This is a genomic window from Haloarchaeobius marinus (assembly GCF_051207415.1).
Taxonomy (GTDB): Archaea; Halobacteriota; Halobacteria; order Halobacteriales; family Natrialbaceae; genus Haloarchaeobius.
Window position 1 is genome coordinate 188,462 of the sequence record NZ_JBPKGD010000005.1, and the last position, 12,984, is coordinate 201,445.

General features: G+C 66.2%; 14 protein-coding genes. 7 read left to right on the forward strand and 7 right to left on the reverse strand.

What is annotated here, in order from left to right; translation table 11 throughout:
- Window positions 1-2: 2 nt before the first annotated feature.
- Complete coding sequence (locus tag ACSC1W_RS17440) at window positions 3-1,856, reverse strand: 2-oxo acid dehydrogenase subunit E2 (protein ID WP_435348918.1); 1,854 nt, start codon at window positions 1,854-1,856, stop codon at window positions 3-5.
- A 565-nt stretch (window positions 1,857-2,421) separates the two neighbouring features.
- Here ACSC1W_RS17440 and ACSC1W_RS17445 point away from each other — a divergent pair.
- Entirely contained in the window at window positions 2,422-3,327 is a 906-nt protein-coding gene (locus tag ACSC1W_RS17445; RefSeq protein ID WP_435348919.1) for a ZIP family metal transporter, read from the forward strand.
- Window positions 3,328-3,359: 32 nt separating this feature from the next.
- Here ACSC1W_RS17445 and ACSC1W_RS17450 read toward each other — a convergent pair whose 3' ends face one another.
- The 4 genes from ACSC1W_RS17450 to ACSC1W_RS17465 all read right to left on the reverse strand — a co-directional run bounded on the left by ACSC1W_RS17450 (window position 3,360) and on the right by ACSC1W_RS17465 (window position 5,734).
- Window positions 3,360-3,779, reverse strand: a complete 420-nt coding sequence (locus tag ACSC1W_RS17450; protein WP_435348920.1) for a universal stress protein — start codon at window positions 3,777-3,779, stop codon at window positions 3,360-3,362.
- 40 nt (window positions 3,780-3,819) lie between these two features.
- Window positions 3,820-5,073: a sulfite oxidase gene (locus ACSC1W_RS17455; RefSeq protein WP_435348921.1), complete on the reverse strand. Its 1,254-nt coding sequence runs from the start codon at window positions 5,071-5,073 to the stop codon at window positions 3,820-3,822.
- Between the two features lie 83 nt (window positions 5,074-5,156).
- Complete coding sequence (locus ACSC1W_RS17460) at window positions 5,157-5,525, reverse strand: rhodanese-like domain-containing protein (RefSeq protein WP_435348922.1); 369 nt, start codon at window positions 5,523-5,525, stop codon at window positions 5,157-5,159.
- On the reverse strand, window positions 5,522-5,734 hold the full coding sequence (locus ACSC1W_RS17465; protein ID WP_435348923.1) for a hypothetical protein: 213 nt from the start codon (window positions 5,732-5,734) through the stop codon (window positions 5,522-5,524). Before ACSC1W_RS17465 ends, ACSC1W_RS17460 begins: the two co-directional genes overlap by 4 nt.
- 199 nt (window positions 5,735-5,933) lie before the next feature.
- On the opposite strand from ACSC1W_RS17465, the gene ACSC1W_RS17470 reads away from it, so the two are divergent.
- Window positions 5,934-7,058 (forward strand): MBL fold metallo-hydrolase, encoded by a 1,125-nt coding sequence (locus ACSC1W_RS17470; RefSeq protein WP_435348924.1) that lies wholly within the window; start codon window positions 5,934-5,936, stop codon window positions 7,056-7,058.
- 24 nt (window positions 7,059-7,082) lie between these two features.
- Here ACSC1W_RS17470 and ACSC1W_RS17475 read toward each other — a convergent pair whose 3' ends face one another.
- Window positions 7,083-7,628, reverse strand: a complete 546-nt coding sequence (locus ACSC1W_RS17475) for a YbhB/YbcL family Raf kinase inhibitor-like protein (protein WP_435348925.1) — start codon at window positions 7,626-7,628, stop codon at window positions 7,083-7,085.
- 237 nt (window positions 7,629-7,865) lie between these two features.
- Between ACSC1W_RS17475 and ACSC1W_RS17480 the strand changes: the two genes are divergently transcribed.
- From ACSC1W_RS17480 to ACSC1W_RS17490, 3 genes are all read left to right on the forward strand, one after another.
- Window positions 7,866-8,693 (forward strand): hypothetical protein, encoded by an 828-nt coding sequence (locus tag ACSC1W_RS17480; protein WP_435348926.1) that lies wholly within the window; start codon window positions 7,866-7,868, stop codon window positions 8,691-8,693.
- Between the two features lie 230 nt (window positions 8,694-8,923).
- Complete coding sequence (locus tag ACSC1W_RS17485; RefSeq protein WP_435348927.1) at window positions 8,924-9,955, forward strand: patatin-like phospholipase family protein; 1,032 nt, start codon at window positions 8,924-8,926, stop codon at window positions 9,953-9,955.
- Between the two features lie 113 nt (window positions 9,956-10,068).
- Window positions 10,069-10,515 (forward strand): pyridoxamine 5'-phosphate oxidase family protein, encoded by a 447-nt coding sequence (locus ACSC1W_RS17490; RefSeq protein ID WP_435348928.1) that lies wholly within the window; start codon window positions 10,069-10,071, stop codon window positions 10,513-10,515.
- Window positions 10,516-10,571: 56 nt separating this feature from the next.
- Here the strand turns inward: ACSC1W_RS17490 and ACSC1W_RS17495 are convergent, their stop codons facing one another.
- On the reverse strand, window positions 10,572-10,832 hold the full coding sequence (locus ACSC1W_RS17495) for a hypothetical protein (protein ID WP_435348929.1): 261 nt from the start codon (window positions 10,830-10,832) through the stop codon (window positions 10,572-10,574).
- 163 nt (window positions 10,833-10,995) lie between these two features.
- On the opposite strand from ACSC1W_RS17495, the gene ACSC1W_RS17500 reads away from it, so the two are divergent.
- Entirely contained in the window at window positions 10,996-11,433 is a 438-nt protein-coding gene (locus ACSC1W_RS17500) for a universal stress protein (protein ID WP_435348930.1), read from the forward strand.
- 213 nt (window positions 11,434-11,646) lie between these two features.
- Window positions 11,647-12,981, forward strand: coding sequence for a RimK family alpha-L-glutamate ligase (locus tag ACSC1W_RS17505; RefSeq protein ID WP_435348931.1), 1,335 nt, complete (start codon window positions 11,647-11,649; stop codon window positions 12,979-12,981).
- Window positions 12,982-12,984 lie beyond the last annotated feature (3 nt).

Below are 12,984 nucleotides of genomic sequence, written 5' to 3' on the forward strand. Positions count from 1 at the left end.
CCCTACCCGGGCCGTTCCCACCGGATGGACGGTTCGAGGTCGTCCCGGAGCGCGGTCTCGACGTAGCAGGTGGCCTTCGCACGCGTGACGACACGGTCGAGCGTCTCGTCGTCCGCGTCCGATTCGAGCGTCACGAGCACGTCGATCGATTCGAGCGGTCCCTCGTCGGGCGTGGCCTCCACGGCGACCGACACGCTGTCGAGCTGGAGGTCTCGTTTCCGCGCCTGGAAGCCGATGCTGGCGGAGAGACAGCCCGAGAGCGCGCCCAGGAGCATGTCGACCGGGGAGGGAGCGCGACCCGTCCCGCCGATGGCCTCCGGTTCGTCGAAGGACCACTCGAACGACCCGGCCGAGACCGTCCCCGACAGTCCGCCGCTGGTCCGCGCGACGAGGTGGCGATGGGGGAGCGTGACTTCCCCGGACTCCGCCGTCCCCGTGTGCTCCCGGTCGCCGCGGGCAGCACGGACCGACTCCGGGAGCAGCGGCCACGGGTCGGTCAGGTGGTCCGCGAGCGTCCCCAGGAACCGGGCCGCGTCGGCCCCGTCGACGACGCGGTGGTCGAACGAGAGGTCGAGTGGGAGGTGGCGGCGGAACGCGACCTCGTCGTCGGAGGTGCGGACTGCCTTCTCCACGAGCGTGTCGACGCCCAGTATCGCCACCTGTGGCGGGTTGATGATGGGGTCGAACGACTCGACGCCGAGGACGCCCAGGTTGGTCACGGTGAACGTCCCTCCCCGGAGGTCGTCCATCGTGTACTCGCCCGAGAGCGCGCGCTCGGTCGTCTCGCGGCGCTCGCTGGCGATGTCTGCCAGCGACGAGGAACCGACGTCCCTGAGCACGGGCGCGATGAGTCCAGCCTCCACGTCGACGGCGATGCAGACGTTGTGCTGGTCGTAGATACGGTGGGTGTTCTCCTCGAACGTCGCGTTGAACGCCGGGTGCTCGTCGAGGGTCGCCGAAAGCGCACGCAGCAACACGTCCATCAGCGAGACGTCGATGCCGAGTTCGCTCTCGGCAGCGTCCGTGGCCGCCAGCAGTTCCTCGACGTCGACCTCGCGGTGTTCCGTGACGTGGACCGCCTCGCGGTAGCTCTGGCTGAGTCTGTCGGCGATGGTGCGTCGCATCCCGCCGAGTTCGCGCTCCTCTCGGACCGACGGCTGGACCGACGCCCCGGCCTCGGCGGCGGCCTCTACGTCGGCCTCGGTGATGGCTCCGCCCGGCCCGGTCCCGTCGACCGTGCCGATGTCGACCCCGAGTTCGTCCGCCCGCTGTTCCGCCCGTGGCGAGGCCTTGACGGTCCCCGACGGGCCGCCGGCCTCCGCTGCCGACGCTGCCGACCGGACGTCTTCCTCCGTGATCGCTCCCTGGTGACCGGTCCCCTCGACCGCCGACAGGTCGACGTCGAGTTCGATGGCACGCTTCCGGGCCCGCGGAGATGCCTTGACGTCCCAGGCATCGCCTTCGCGGGGTTCTTCGCCCGGGGCCGTGCCTCCGGTCTCTGCACCGCCTCCGGCTTCTGCTCCGCCTCCGGCCTCTGCACCGCCTCCGGCCGTCCCTCCGGTCGACTCCGCGACCGGGGCGGCTTCCGTCTCCGCTTCGAGGTCGGCGATGTCCTCGTCTTCCGCCGCCACGATTCCTATCGGGTCGCCCGGCTCGACGGTGTCGCCCGGTTCGAGGTACACCTCCCGCAGCACGCCGCTCTCTCGCGCGTCCACCTCGGCGGTCGTCTTCTCCGATTCGATCTCGGCGATGGGGTCGCCTTCCTCGACCGCCTCCCCTCGTCCGACCAGCCACTCGACGAGCGTTCCTTGCTTCATCTCCAGTCCGAGCTTCGGCATCCGGACGATGTATCCCATTTCTTGCGTGTTAATACCACACAATGCCGTAAGTAGCTTCGGCTCTGGCAGGACGAAAGGCAGTGCGGGAGGGAACACGTGGTCCCGACGACGGCACGAGATGGGTCACCACCGTCGGCACGAGGACGCGTGGACGTGCGACCGCCGACCCGGTAGATTCGACCGCCGCACGTCGCCGTTCTCGGGAATCCAGCTACCTCGTCCGGCACGCTTTCGTCCGGTTCGTGACCCCCGCCGTCGCTGGCCCCTCCTGTTTCTGGCGGACCCCGGCCCGAGTGAGTCCTTTTCGTGGCGACTGGCGTGCAGCGCACTCGTGTTCGTTCGTCGGGATATCGTCTCCGGTACTATCGGGCCGATCGTACCAACTTTCGGACGACTCGGGTCGGAGCCGTCGGATTTCCTCGCGAACAGAACCGCGACCCGGGCAGAGATGTGCCACGACCAGCCGTAACGCTGGTTCAGCAAAACCCAAAGCACCGGTTCTACTCAGCAAATTTGTTTAGGAGAACCTAAAACATTTTTCTGGATTAGTAAGTCTTTTTTGCACGGGCGGCGGAACACCTGTATGGTCATCTGGGAGAACGTCGCTCTCGTGTTCGTCGCTGGACTCGTCACCGCGTTGGCGACCGGAATCGGGGCCCTCCCGTTCTTCTTCGTCGACGAGTTCAGCGACCGGTGGAACGTCGCGCTGTGGGGAATCGCGTCCGGAATCATGGTGACGGTGTCGCTGTTCGGCCTCGTGGCCGAGGGACTGGCGTACGCCTCGGGTGGCTTCCCGACGCTCATGGTCGGTGGACTGCTCGCTGGCGTCGTTCTGGTCGAAGTGTCCGACAGGGTGCTCGACGACGTCGACCTCGGAGGCGGCGACGTGGACCACGAACACGGCGACGTGCCCGGCGGTGCAGACGAGGTGCGGACCGACGGTGCGGGCCACGGCCACGACGAGGTCGCACTCGAGGCCAGGGCCTTCGCAGAGGGCGACCTGAAGAGACTCGTCCTCATCCTGGGCATCCTCACGGTTCACAGTTTCCCCGAGGGCGTTGCCGTCGGCGTCTCGTTCGCCGAACTGGGACTGAACGGCGCCCCCTCGACGCTCGGGTTCGCGGTCCCGCTGCTCGCCGTGTTCATGACCGTCGCCATCTCCATCCACAACGTCCCGGAGGGGACCGCCATCGCCATCCCCATGCGGGCGATGGGGCTGTCGAACTGGCGGATGGTCGGTGCGGCCGTCTTCTCCAGCCTCCCCCAGCCTATCGGCGCGGTCGTCGCGTTCGTGTTCGTCTCGTGGGCCGAGGCGTTCCTGCCGTTCGGCTTCGGGTTCGCGGCCGGCGCGATGGTGTACCTGGTCGTCACCGAGTTCGTCCCGGAGGCGCTGGAGACCGGTGCGGACCTCCCGAACCAGGGATACCGCGAGTTAGCTGGCGGTATCGCCGTCGGCGCGGCCGCGATGCTGCCGATAATCCTGGTGTAACGCCCGTTCGGCGTCGGCCCACCCGCCCGGTATCATCGGACGACCGTCACCGGAACCGACGACCGCCGGAAGACGGTCTCGGCGACGTTGCCGGTGAACAGTTGCTCGACGAGCGAACTGCTGTGGCTGCCGACGACGACCGTATCGTAGTCCCCTGCGTTGGCGACGATAACCTTCCCCGGGCTGCCCCACCCGACGGCGGTGTCGACCTCGCGGTCGTTTCTGGCAGCGATCTCCCTTGCACGGACGAAGACGTCTTGGGCACGTTCCTCGGCCGCAGCGTCGATGTCCTCTTCGAGTGCGAGGCCTGCCGCCTCGCCCATCATCGGTGACGGTTCGCCCACGACGTGCAGGACCGTGATCGTGGCGTCCGGGTGGGCCTCGAGCGCGTACTCCAGCGCTCGCTCGGCCAGTTCGCCATCGTCCATCGGGACGAGAACGCGGTCGATCATACGGCAGCTACGTGGTGTGGATGCAAAGGTGGACGGGGTGCTACCGGTCGTGGCTGCTGGTGACCTCGACCCCGACCGCGTTGGGTACGTACGCGTTCGCCGCGAAGCCACCCTCGTTCCAGGGGAACTCGTCGTCGTCGAGCGCGTCGCGCCAGGCGTCCGGTTCGGAGATCCTCGACGGCTGCCGCCGACCCAGGTCGTCCGTCGCCCGTGAGAGCAACTCGTGACGTCCCGGCTCGGCGTTCCAATCGTAGCGGAACAGCCGCCACGCACCGGCGTACTCGGGCCCGAACAGCTCCGCGTCGTCCCACGTCTCGCCGCCGTCGGTCGATACCTCGACGCGCTCGACCGCGTCGTCACCGGCCCAGGCGACGCCGCGTACTTCGACCGTCCCGTCGTCGCGTGGTGTCACCGGTGCCTCCCCGTCCGGAGTGCCGATGACCGACATCACGTTCACGTCGAACGTGTACGGGTGTTCGACCCCACCTTCGAGTTGTTCCCACGTGTCGACCGTCTCGACGGTCGGCAACGCTTCGGGCTCACTGCCCCCGGGATGGATGCGATAGGTCTCCTGCTGCCAGTACGCGTGCACGCTTGGACGGTCGAGCGAGCCCTCGACGACCATCGAGTCCATGACCCGGAGTTCCTCGACCCACTTGACGTTGTTGACGCCGTACCAGCCGGGGACGATCAGTCGGACCGGATAGCCGTGCTCCCGTGGGAGCCGTTCGCCGTTCATCTCGTAGGCCAGGATGCAGTCGTCGAACGCCTTCGCCAGTGGAATCGACCGCGCGAACACGTCCTCGTTGTCGGACGGGTCCCCGCCGATCGCAGTGAGCCACTTTCCGTCGGGAGATTCTATCCCGTGGTCGCGGAGAATCGAACTGACCGGGGTTCCGGTCCAGAACGCGGTGGCGGCGGCCTCGAACCCCCATTGAACGCTCCCCGTCTCGGGACGATGCTGACCGCGACCGTTGCCCGCACACTCCATCGTGTGTGCGACCGCCACGGTCGGATACGCCTCCTCGATGTCGGTCATCGAGAGACCCTCCTCGACCGGACCGGTGATGGTCACGGTCCACGCGTCGGCGTCGGCGTCCGGCATATCGTTCCGGTGGCAGACGAAGTGTTCCTCGATGGGTGTCAACCAGTTCGCGAACGTGCGTCGGTGAGCAGCGCCGACGACGGTGTACTTGTCGGCGTCGTCACGCGTCTCCGTCACGCCGCCCGCCTTCGACCGCACGATGTCGTCTATCTCCCGGTGACGACTCTCTCGCGGTTGCTCTATGCCCATAGCTAACAACTAGCATGGGCGTGCAGATAGCTATTGTGAATCGGGGGCGCCGTCGGCGGGCGAAAGACCAGCTTCGAGGGTGTTCACTGGACGACCCGTCGAAGGAACGCAGCAACCCGGTACAGTATCGTGTTCTTCTCGTACTGTCTCCACCCCGCGTATCCACCGACGAGCGTCGTCGCGTCGTAGCCTTCTGCCTCGAGGTGGTCAGTCGCGTTCTGAGCGACGATTCCAGCCTTGCACACCGTCACGACCTCCGTGTCTCTCGGGAGCGCGTGGAGGTGTGAGTCCAGGGACTCGGTGGACCCTCCTTGCAGGTCGTGGTACACCGGTGCGTTGTAGCTCCCGTCGATGTGGTCGCGCTCGTACGCTTCCTCGGGTCTGATGTCGAGGACGAAGACGTCGCCAGCGGACCGTCGCTCGTCCAGCCGTGATGGACCTATCTTGCTCATGCGTGGACACTGGCAACCAGGAAGGGTTCTTGGCGGGACGCCCGAAACTCGACCTCGAACCCATCGTCCCGGGGCGCGGTTACCGAGTCTGCAGCAGTGAATCGTTCGTCGAGCGCCCAGAGGAGTTCCTCGCGGGAGCCGTGGCGATAGGGCGACGTAGCGTCCTCCAGGTTCCCGGCCTTCGTCGCGTCGAACGTGTGATGGCCCATTTACGAGCAGAGTTGTGGGTGGATTGCGAAATAACTGGCGGTCGACGTGGTCTCGTTCCGTTCGGGTCCTCGTCGGGTTCTTTGTCGCTATATTCCGCTATCAACTCGATATACCTGCGTTAACGAGGTCGGATTATCTGCTACCAGCGCTCTCACTCCAACATATTTATGGATACGGCTGGTCGTAGTCTTGGTAGTGATGAGCAATACCGACGTCGGAGCGGCCGAAGTAGCACGGCGAATCGCCGAGGACGACTCGGAGGACCTCTTCGTCCTCGACGTCCGAAACGAGGACGACTACGAGGAGTGGCAGATACCCGGGAGCACGAACGTCCCCGTCTACGACGAACTGACCCAGTACGACTACTCCGGACTCGAGGGCCACCTCGACGACCTGCCCGAGGATACGGAGATCGCGGTCGTCTGCGTGGCCGGCGTCACGTCCGAGCGTGCCGCCGAGTTCCTCCGCGAACACGGGTACGATGCGGGGTCCGTCCAGAACGGCATGAACGGCTGGGGGCGCGTCCACCGCGAATACGACGTCCCCGAGGCCGACGGCGTCGTCCAGGTCGTCCGGCCCGGGACGGGCTGTGTCTCCTACCTGGTGCACGACGGCGCCGAGGCAGTCGTCGTCGACCCCACACAGTACGTCGACCAGTACCTGGAGGTAGCGGACGACCGCGGCCTCGAGGTCGTCGGCGTCGCCGACACTCACGCACACGCAGACCACGTCTCGGGCGCTCGCCGCCTCGCCGGCGACCTCGACGTCCCGTACTACCTCCATCCGGCGGACGCCGGCGACCTCGACGAGGTCACGGAGGTCACGGACGGCGACAGCATCACGGTCGGGGACCGCGACCTCGACGTGCTTCACACGCCCGGTCACACGCCCGGCAGCGTCTCCTTCCGGTTCGGGGACGCCCTCCTCGCCGGGGACACGCTCTTCCTCCGGAGCGTCGGTCGCCCGGACCTCGAAGACAGTTCGGAGGACGCCGTCCGCGAGGCGTCCGACCAGTTGTTCGACAGCCTCGACGAGTTGACCGACTTCTCGGACGAGACCGTCGTCCTCCCCGGCCACTTCAGCGACGAGGAGGTGCGACCGCTCGCGACCGGACTCGGCGACCTCCAGACGAAGACGACGAACGAACTCCTGAGCTACGTCGAGGACGACGACGAAGACGAGTTCGTCGAGACCATCGTGGAGAGCCTCTCCGACGAACCGGCGAACTACAACGAGATAAAGCAGATAAACTGGGGGAAAGAACAGCCCGGCGGTGACGTCGAAGCGCTCGAACTCGGGCCGAACAACTGCGCCGCCAACTAACCCCTCTTCTGAACTGCTCTCAGTTCACGGGCGGAGTCCGCGCGGCCCCTCGGTGTTGAATACGGACCCCTGCTCTGCGCTGTACTGTCCGGTCAGTTCGCCGGCGGCCAGGACCTCCCCTTCGAGACCGATGGTAGAGGCCACCCGGGCACGTCTCGTCTCGGGTGGGAGGTCCAGGTCGACGTCGAGTGCGTAGACCCTGAACCGGTAGGTCTCGGTCTGTTCGGGCGGTGGGGACGGGCCACCCCATCCCTGTCGAAGGAAGTCGTTGTACCCCTCGGTCGCGTCGTCGCCGCCCCAGTCTCTCGGGATGACCTCCGTCTCCGGGCTGATGCCCCAGGCCATCCAGTGAATCCAGGAGTGGTCGACGACCTCCGCTGCCTCCGGGTGGACCATCGTGACGAGCAGGGACTCGGCCTCGTCCGGAACGCCGCCGATGCGGAGTTCGGGGCTCTCGTTCTCGTTGATGAAGCCCGTCCAGTCGGGGAGTCGCCCCCCGTGTTCGAAGTCCGGACTGGTGACCGTGAGCGGTTCCGCCTCGTCGAGTGCTGCCGTCAGCATCCCTATCATATACTTCACGTGGAATTTCAAGCCACATATAATTATCTCGTTTATGTGACTGTCGGAACAGGAGTACACCCCGGTTCAGACGGTACGACGGAGGCGAGGGTCCGGAAACTCGGTCCGCCCCTTCGCCGACGGTCACAAAGCTACCCTTACTCAGCGCCGCGTTCAGGACGACTACGTATGGAATAGATACTTATTATCACGGCTCCCATCCCCTCGATTCGCTCGGCAGGTACTATCATGTCCAACACGAATCCGCCCGACGACAGCGATATCACCCGGCGTCGACTGTTGCAGGTCACAGGGGGAACCGTCGGTCTCGCCGGTCTGGGGTCGACCAGTGCCGCCGGTGCCGTCTCCGCCGGGACCGACTCGAACGCAGGCACGAGGTGTCCCGAGGCGACTTTCAGGCCCGGGATAGTCCACTACGACGATTCGATACGGACCGTGTGTTCCGACGGGCACCCGAAGACCGATTCGTTACAGTCGGGCGTCCGGACGTCGCTGGAGGACAGGTTTCCGACGGTCGGGTCGCTCATCGACGCGGGGTTCGTCCCGTACTTCGACTTCTTCAGCGAGGGGACGTGGTCCCACTGGGTCAACCCGGACTGGATCGGCGACGACTCGGTGCTCGACCCGGACCGGCCGGAGTCGGTCATCGTGGACCACACGTGGTGGCGGCCCATCGGCGTGATGTTCATCGCCACTGCCGGAGGCGACCCCGTCGACCCACCGCCGACGATATACAGGGATGGCGGGGACGCGTGTATGCCGTGGCACGCCCACGTCGGCCTGCCGGGACGGTACGCCTGGTGGAAGTACCAGACGGTCTGGGGGACGGAGTCGGGGCTTCGGTGCCGGACGCCGTGGATGCTACACGTCTGGAAGTACTCCTCCCCGGAGAGCGTCTACGCCCACGGACCGCCCGCGGACAGGGGCGGTCCGCCCGCGGAATCCCCCGGGTTCGACACCGACGCCGACCCTGGCGCGGAGGAACTCGGACCCGAGCACCTCCCGGACGCGGTCCGGGACGAGGTGGCGGGTCTGTGGCTGTCGTCCGTCTGGTGAGCGAAGGTCGGTCGGTACCCGTTCAGGGTCCTGGGTCGCTCTCACACGGGTTCGCGTCTGCCTGGTTCTCGTGCTCGCTTCGTTCAGAGATCGAAGTCCGAACCTTCGGTACCGTGACCGTCCCACGTGATACCCACCCCGCCAGGAGGCACCGGCGTTTCGCCACGACTTCACGTAAGTTTAAGCCGTCCTGCTCTCAACCGGATGCACGCCTAATGAGAACGTCCGTCGTGCCACCTATCACTCGGTCACTTCGTCGCCTCACGTCCACGCGCTCTTCGAATCGACCCGACGGTGACGGGTCGAAGCGGGTCGCCATCGCCTGCCAGGGGGGTGGCAGTCACACGGCGTTCACCGCCGGCGTCCTCGAACACCTCCTCTCCAATCTCGATTCGAGATATCACGTCTCCGGGCTCAGCGGGGCCTCTGGTGGTGCGGTCTGTGCGACCGCCGCCTGGTACGGCCTCATGGACGAGTCGCGCAATCCAGGGTCGGTTCTCGACGCCATCTGGACCGACATCGCAGCAGAGAGCCTGTGGGACCGGTGGATGAACGCGGTCGCCCTCGTGAACGACGCCTTCGACGGCGGAACCGCGATGAGCAAGGCGTGGGTCAAGGGCTCGTCTGCACCCCGCCGGCGGTTGACCGACATCCTGTCGGCGCACATCGACTTCGACTCGTTCGATAGACTGGCGAACGCCCGGGCGTCCGCCCCCAGTCTGCTCGTCGGTGCCGTCGACGTCGACGGGGGCGAGCACGTCTGCTTCCAGGACGGGGACGTGACGGTCGACTCCGTGCTCGCGTCGGCCGCCATCCCGCCCCTGTTCAATCCGGTCACGATTGACGGCGTCCCCTACCTCGATGGCGTCTTCTCCGAGAATCCGCCGATATGGAACTTCCTCGTCGACGAGGACGCCGACGAGTCGGTCGACCACCCGGACGAACTGTGGGTCGTCAAGATAAATCCGGACGGTGCACGGTTCGGTCCCACCGCGTCCACGGACACCGAAACGCGGGTCAGGCAACTGGTCGGGGACCTCTCGTTGAGCCACCAGCTCCGGTTCGTCGACACGCTCCACGAGTTCTCGGACCGAGGGCTGCTACACGACCGGTTCGACCCGCCGGAGACGAAGATCATCCAGTTACCAGCGGAGGCTGCGGCGTCCATCTCCAAACTCGACCGGAGTGCCCAGACCGTGGCACGGTTGCGAGAGGTCGGCGAGACGGAGGCGAGGGCCTTCCTCGCCGACGAGGCCGCCTGACCCACTGGCAGGTCCGTGAGGTCAGTCGAAGGCCCCGTCACCGGTTCGGAGCCGTCCGACGTACGTGTCCGAGCCGAGTAATCGCTTTTCAGTCAAGCCCGCGTACTTTCGGTATGGTCAGGCTCTCCGGTGCATGGACGGCCGACGAACTCGACGAGTTCCTCCAGGAGTCGACGATACCGATCCGTATCGCCACCCAGAGGGGAGACGGGTCGCTGTGGCTGGTCACCCTCTGGTACCGCTTTCGAGACGGTTCGTTCGAGTGTGCGACGTGGGCGGACGCAGACATCGTGCGGTTCCTCCGGGGTGACTCGGAGGTCGCCTTCGAGGTGTCGACGAATCACCCCCCGTACCGCGGGGTCCGGGGGAACGGGACGGCGACCCTCGCGCCCGATACGGACAAGCAGGTGCTGCGGGCCCTCATGACGCGATACCTCGGTGGGACGGACTCCCCGCTCGCCGACTGGTTACTCGGCGACGCCCGGGACGAGATACGAATCCGCATCCAGCCCAACCAGATGTACAGCTGGGACTACAGCGACCGCATGGAAACGGGGTGACCCGCCCCGGGGTCTGGCCCCGAGACGCTCGTCACCGACAGCGTGTTTCGAGGGCATCAGAGCACGTGGACGACTGCCCCCAGGCTGAAGCCGACTCCGAGTGCGAACGTCGAGACGAGTGCCTGCCTGTCGGTCGCCCGAAAGATACCGGAGAGCAGCAACCCGACAGAGCACCCGAAGACGAACTCGTGGAACACGCCGCCGCCGCTGGCTTCTGACCCGGGCGTCGGCACGAACTCGACGAGCACGACTCCCGCGAGACCGAGCAAGAAGAGTACGCCGTCCCGTCGCACGTTCCGCTCCTGTCTCTCGATCACACCGTGAACGACACGGGCCTGTCTGATAGGCGTTCCCATCGGAACGACTTGCAGCCCTGCCACCGCTTTCAGTCGGTGACCGGGACGTCACTCGAGGGTGGGACGTTCTCACGGGACCGGAAGCGTGGGCAAGAATTACCTGCTCAGAGGTGGTCTGTTACGTATGGACGTCCCATCCGACTTCGACGACATCCTCGTCCCGACCGACGGCAGCAAGGCCGCCCGCAACGGCGCCAGACAGGCCATCAAGTTCGCGATGCGGAACGGGGCGACCCTGCACGTCCTGTACGCGATGGACATGGGTGACGCCGACTACGTCGCAGTGCCGAGCGACATCGCGGAGACACGGAAACGCCTGGAGAAGAAGGGCCACGAGTACGTCAGCGAGATCGAGGAACTCGCCGACGAGGCGGGGGTCCCGTGCGTCACGGCGGTCAAGTCGAACACGCCCATCGAAGCCATCATCGAGTACGTCGACGAGAACGACATCGACCTCGTCGTCATGGGCAAGCGGGGGCGCTCCGACCCCGACAAACCGCTCATCGGTTCCATCACGAACCGCGTCATCGGGGCGCTGGACGTTCCCGTGTTCACCTCCTGAGCGGTCCGTCTCCACAGGCGTAGCACCCGGCCGCCGGCGCAGTTGCGACGTCGGACCTCGCTGCACGCGTCGGCACCACCACGAAGCGAGTTCGGGAGCGCGAAGTCGACCCCAGGGCGGGTCGGGGAATTATGCTGGTGGCGGTCGATTCTCCGTACAGACGGGGTTGTTCAATGTTGGCAAATAGCATATGTCCGTTCCGGGGGGTCGCCGATGAGTGAAGAGACGGTCCGGGTCGGCGTGCTGAGCCTCCACAACAGCAAGGAGACCAAGGCGATACTGAACGCGGTTGAAGCCCTGGGTCACGACCCCGAGTGGTTGCGGTCTGAGAACACCGTCGTCCGCTTCGAGGGTGGACAGGCCACGTTCACCCCCGACGTGGACGTGATAGTCAATCGGCTCCTCCTCTCGAACACCGACCAGCCGTCGGAAGAACTCGGCCTCGCCCAGACGCTCGATGGGATTCGCCCGATGCTCAACGACCCGGAGGCGACGGCACGTGCCACACACAAGACCGCCGCGGCAGCACGGCTGGTCGAGGCGGGCCTCCCGGTCCCGAAGACCATCTTCGCGCTCAGCAACGACCAGCTCAACAGCGTCCGGGACGAGTTCGACGCCGAGGCCGTCTACAAGACCGCCATCGGCACGCACGGGGGTGGGGCGTGGAAGGTGGGGACGACCGAACCACTCACTGCCCGCGTCGGCAAGCGACGCGCCTTCCTCCAGGAACTGGTCGGACGAACGGGCGAGACCCCCCGGGACCTCAGGGTGTACGTCGTCGACGACAGGGTCGTCGGGGCGATGTATCGGTCGGCCGCCGAGAGCGACTGGCGAACAAACGTCGCGCGTGGGGGTTCGGTCGAGGACGCGACCGACTCGGCACCCGAGGCGGTGTTCGACCTGGCCAGACGGGCCGCCTCGAAGATCGGACTCGACTACGCCGGCGTCGATCTGATCGAAGGCGACGACACGTGGTACGTCCTCGAGGTGAATCCGACGGCCGGGTTCAAGGGGCTGTATCGGGCCACGGGCCACAGCCCCGCACCCTACATCGCCAGGCAGGCCATCGAACACGCGGGTGGGTCGGTCGACCCCGACCTCGTGACGAATCTCGCGTCGACGCTCGACGATTCCGTTCCCTCCTGCAAGCCGGTCCCCGCCCCCGTTCGGGACGAGGAGTCTATCACCATCGGGTTCACCGAGCAGGTCGTCGTCAGCGGGACGAGCGGGACGAGGACGGTCGTCGCCAAGTCCGACACCGGGGCGACCAGGACGAGTATCGACCTCAGGCTCGCGGCCGACATCGGGGCGGGGCCGATTCACACCGTATCTCACGTACGTTCGGGGAGCGCGAAACAGTCCAGGCGACGGCCGGTCGTCGACCTCGTCATCGGCATCGGCGGCCAGCAGCACACCGTCTCGGCGAACATCGAAGACCGTTCCCACATGAACCACCGTCTCCTGCTCGGCCGGGACGTGCTCAAGAACTACCAGGTCGACGTCAGCCGGCGGGTCGAAGACCACGCCGAGATATCGGACGAGGAGTGACGG

Excerpts from the sequence above, each read along its gene's own strand:
- ACSC1W_RS17440 (WP_435348918.1), bottom strand. The coding sequence starts at position 1,856 with ATGGGATACATCGTCCGGATGCCGAAGCTCGGACTGGAGATGAAGCAA.
- ACSC1W_RS17445 (WP_435348919.1), top strand. The coding sequence starts at position 2,422 with ATGGTCATCTGGGAGAACGTCGCTCTCGTGTTCGTCGCTGGACTCGTC.
- ACSC1W_RS17450 (WP_435348920.1), bottom strand. The coding sequence starts at position 3,779 with ATGATCGACCGCGTTCTCGTCCCGATGGACGATGGCGAACTGGCCGAG.
- ACSC1W_RS17455 (WP_435348921.1), bottom strand. The coding sequence starts at position 5,073 with ATGGGCATAGAGCAACCGCGAGAGAGTCGTCACCGGGAGATAGACGAC.
- ACSC1W_RS17460 (WP_435348922.1), bottom strand. The coding sequence starts at position 5,525 with ATGAGCAAGATAGGTCCATCACGGCTGGACGAGCGACGGTCCGCTGGC.
- ACSC1W_RS17465 (WP_435348923.1), bottom strand. The coding sequence starts at position 5,734 with ATGGGCCATCACACGTTCGACGCGACGAAGGCCGGGAACCTGGAGGAC.
- ACSC1W_RS17470 (WP_435348924.1), top strand. The coding sequence starts at position 5,934 with ATGAGCAATACCGACGTCGGAGCGGCCGAAGTAGCACGGCGAATCGCC.
- ACSC1W_RS17475 (WP_435348925.1), bottom strand. The coding sequence starts at position 7,628 with ATGATAGGGATGCTGACGGCAGCACTCGACGAGGCGGAACCGCTCACG.
- ACSC1W_RS17480 (WP_435348926.1), top strand. The coding sequence starts at position 7,866 with ATGTCCAACACGAATCCGCCCGACGACAGCGATATCACCCGGCGTCGA.
- ACSC1W_RS17490 (WP_435348928.1), top strand. The coding sequence starts at position 10,069 with ATGGTCAGGCTCTCCGGTGCATGGACGGCCGACGAACTCGACGAGTTC.
- ACSC1W_RS17500 (WP_435348930.1), top strand. The coding sequence starts at position 10,996 with ATGGACGTCCCATCCGACTTCGACGACATCCTCGTCCCGACCGACGGC.
- ACSC1W_RS17505 (WP_435348931.1), top strand. The coding sequence starts at position 11,647 with ATGAGTGAAGAGACGGTCCGGGTCGGCGTGCTGAGCCTCCACAACAGC.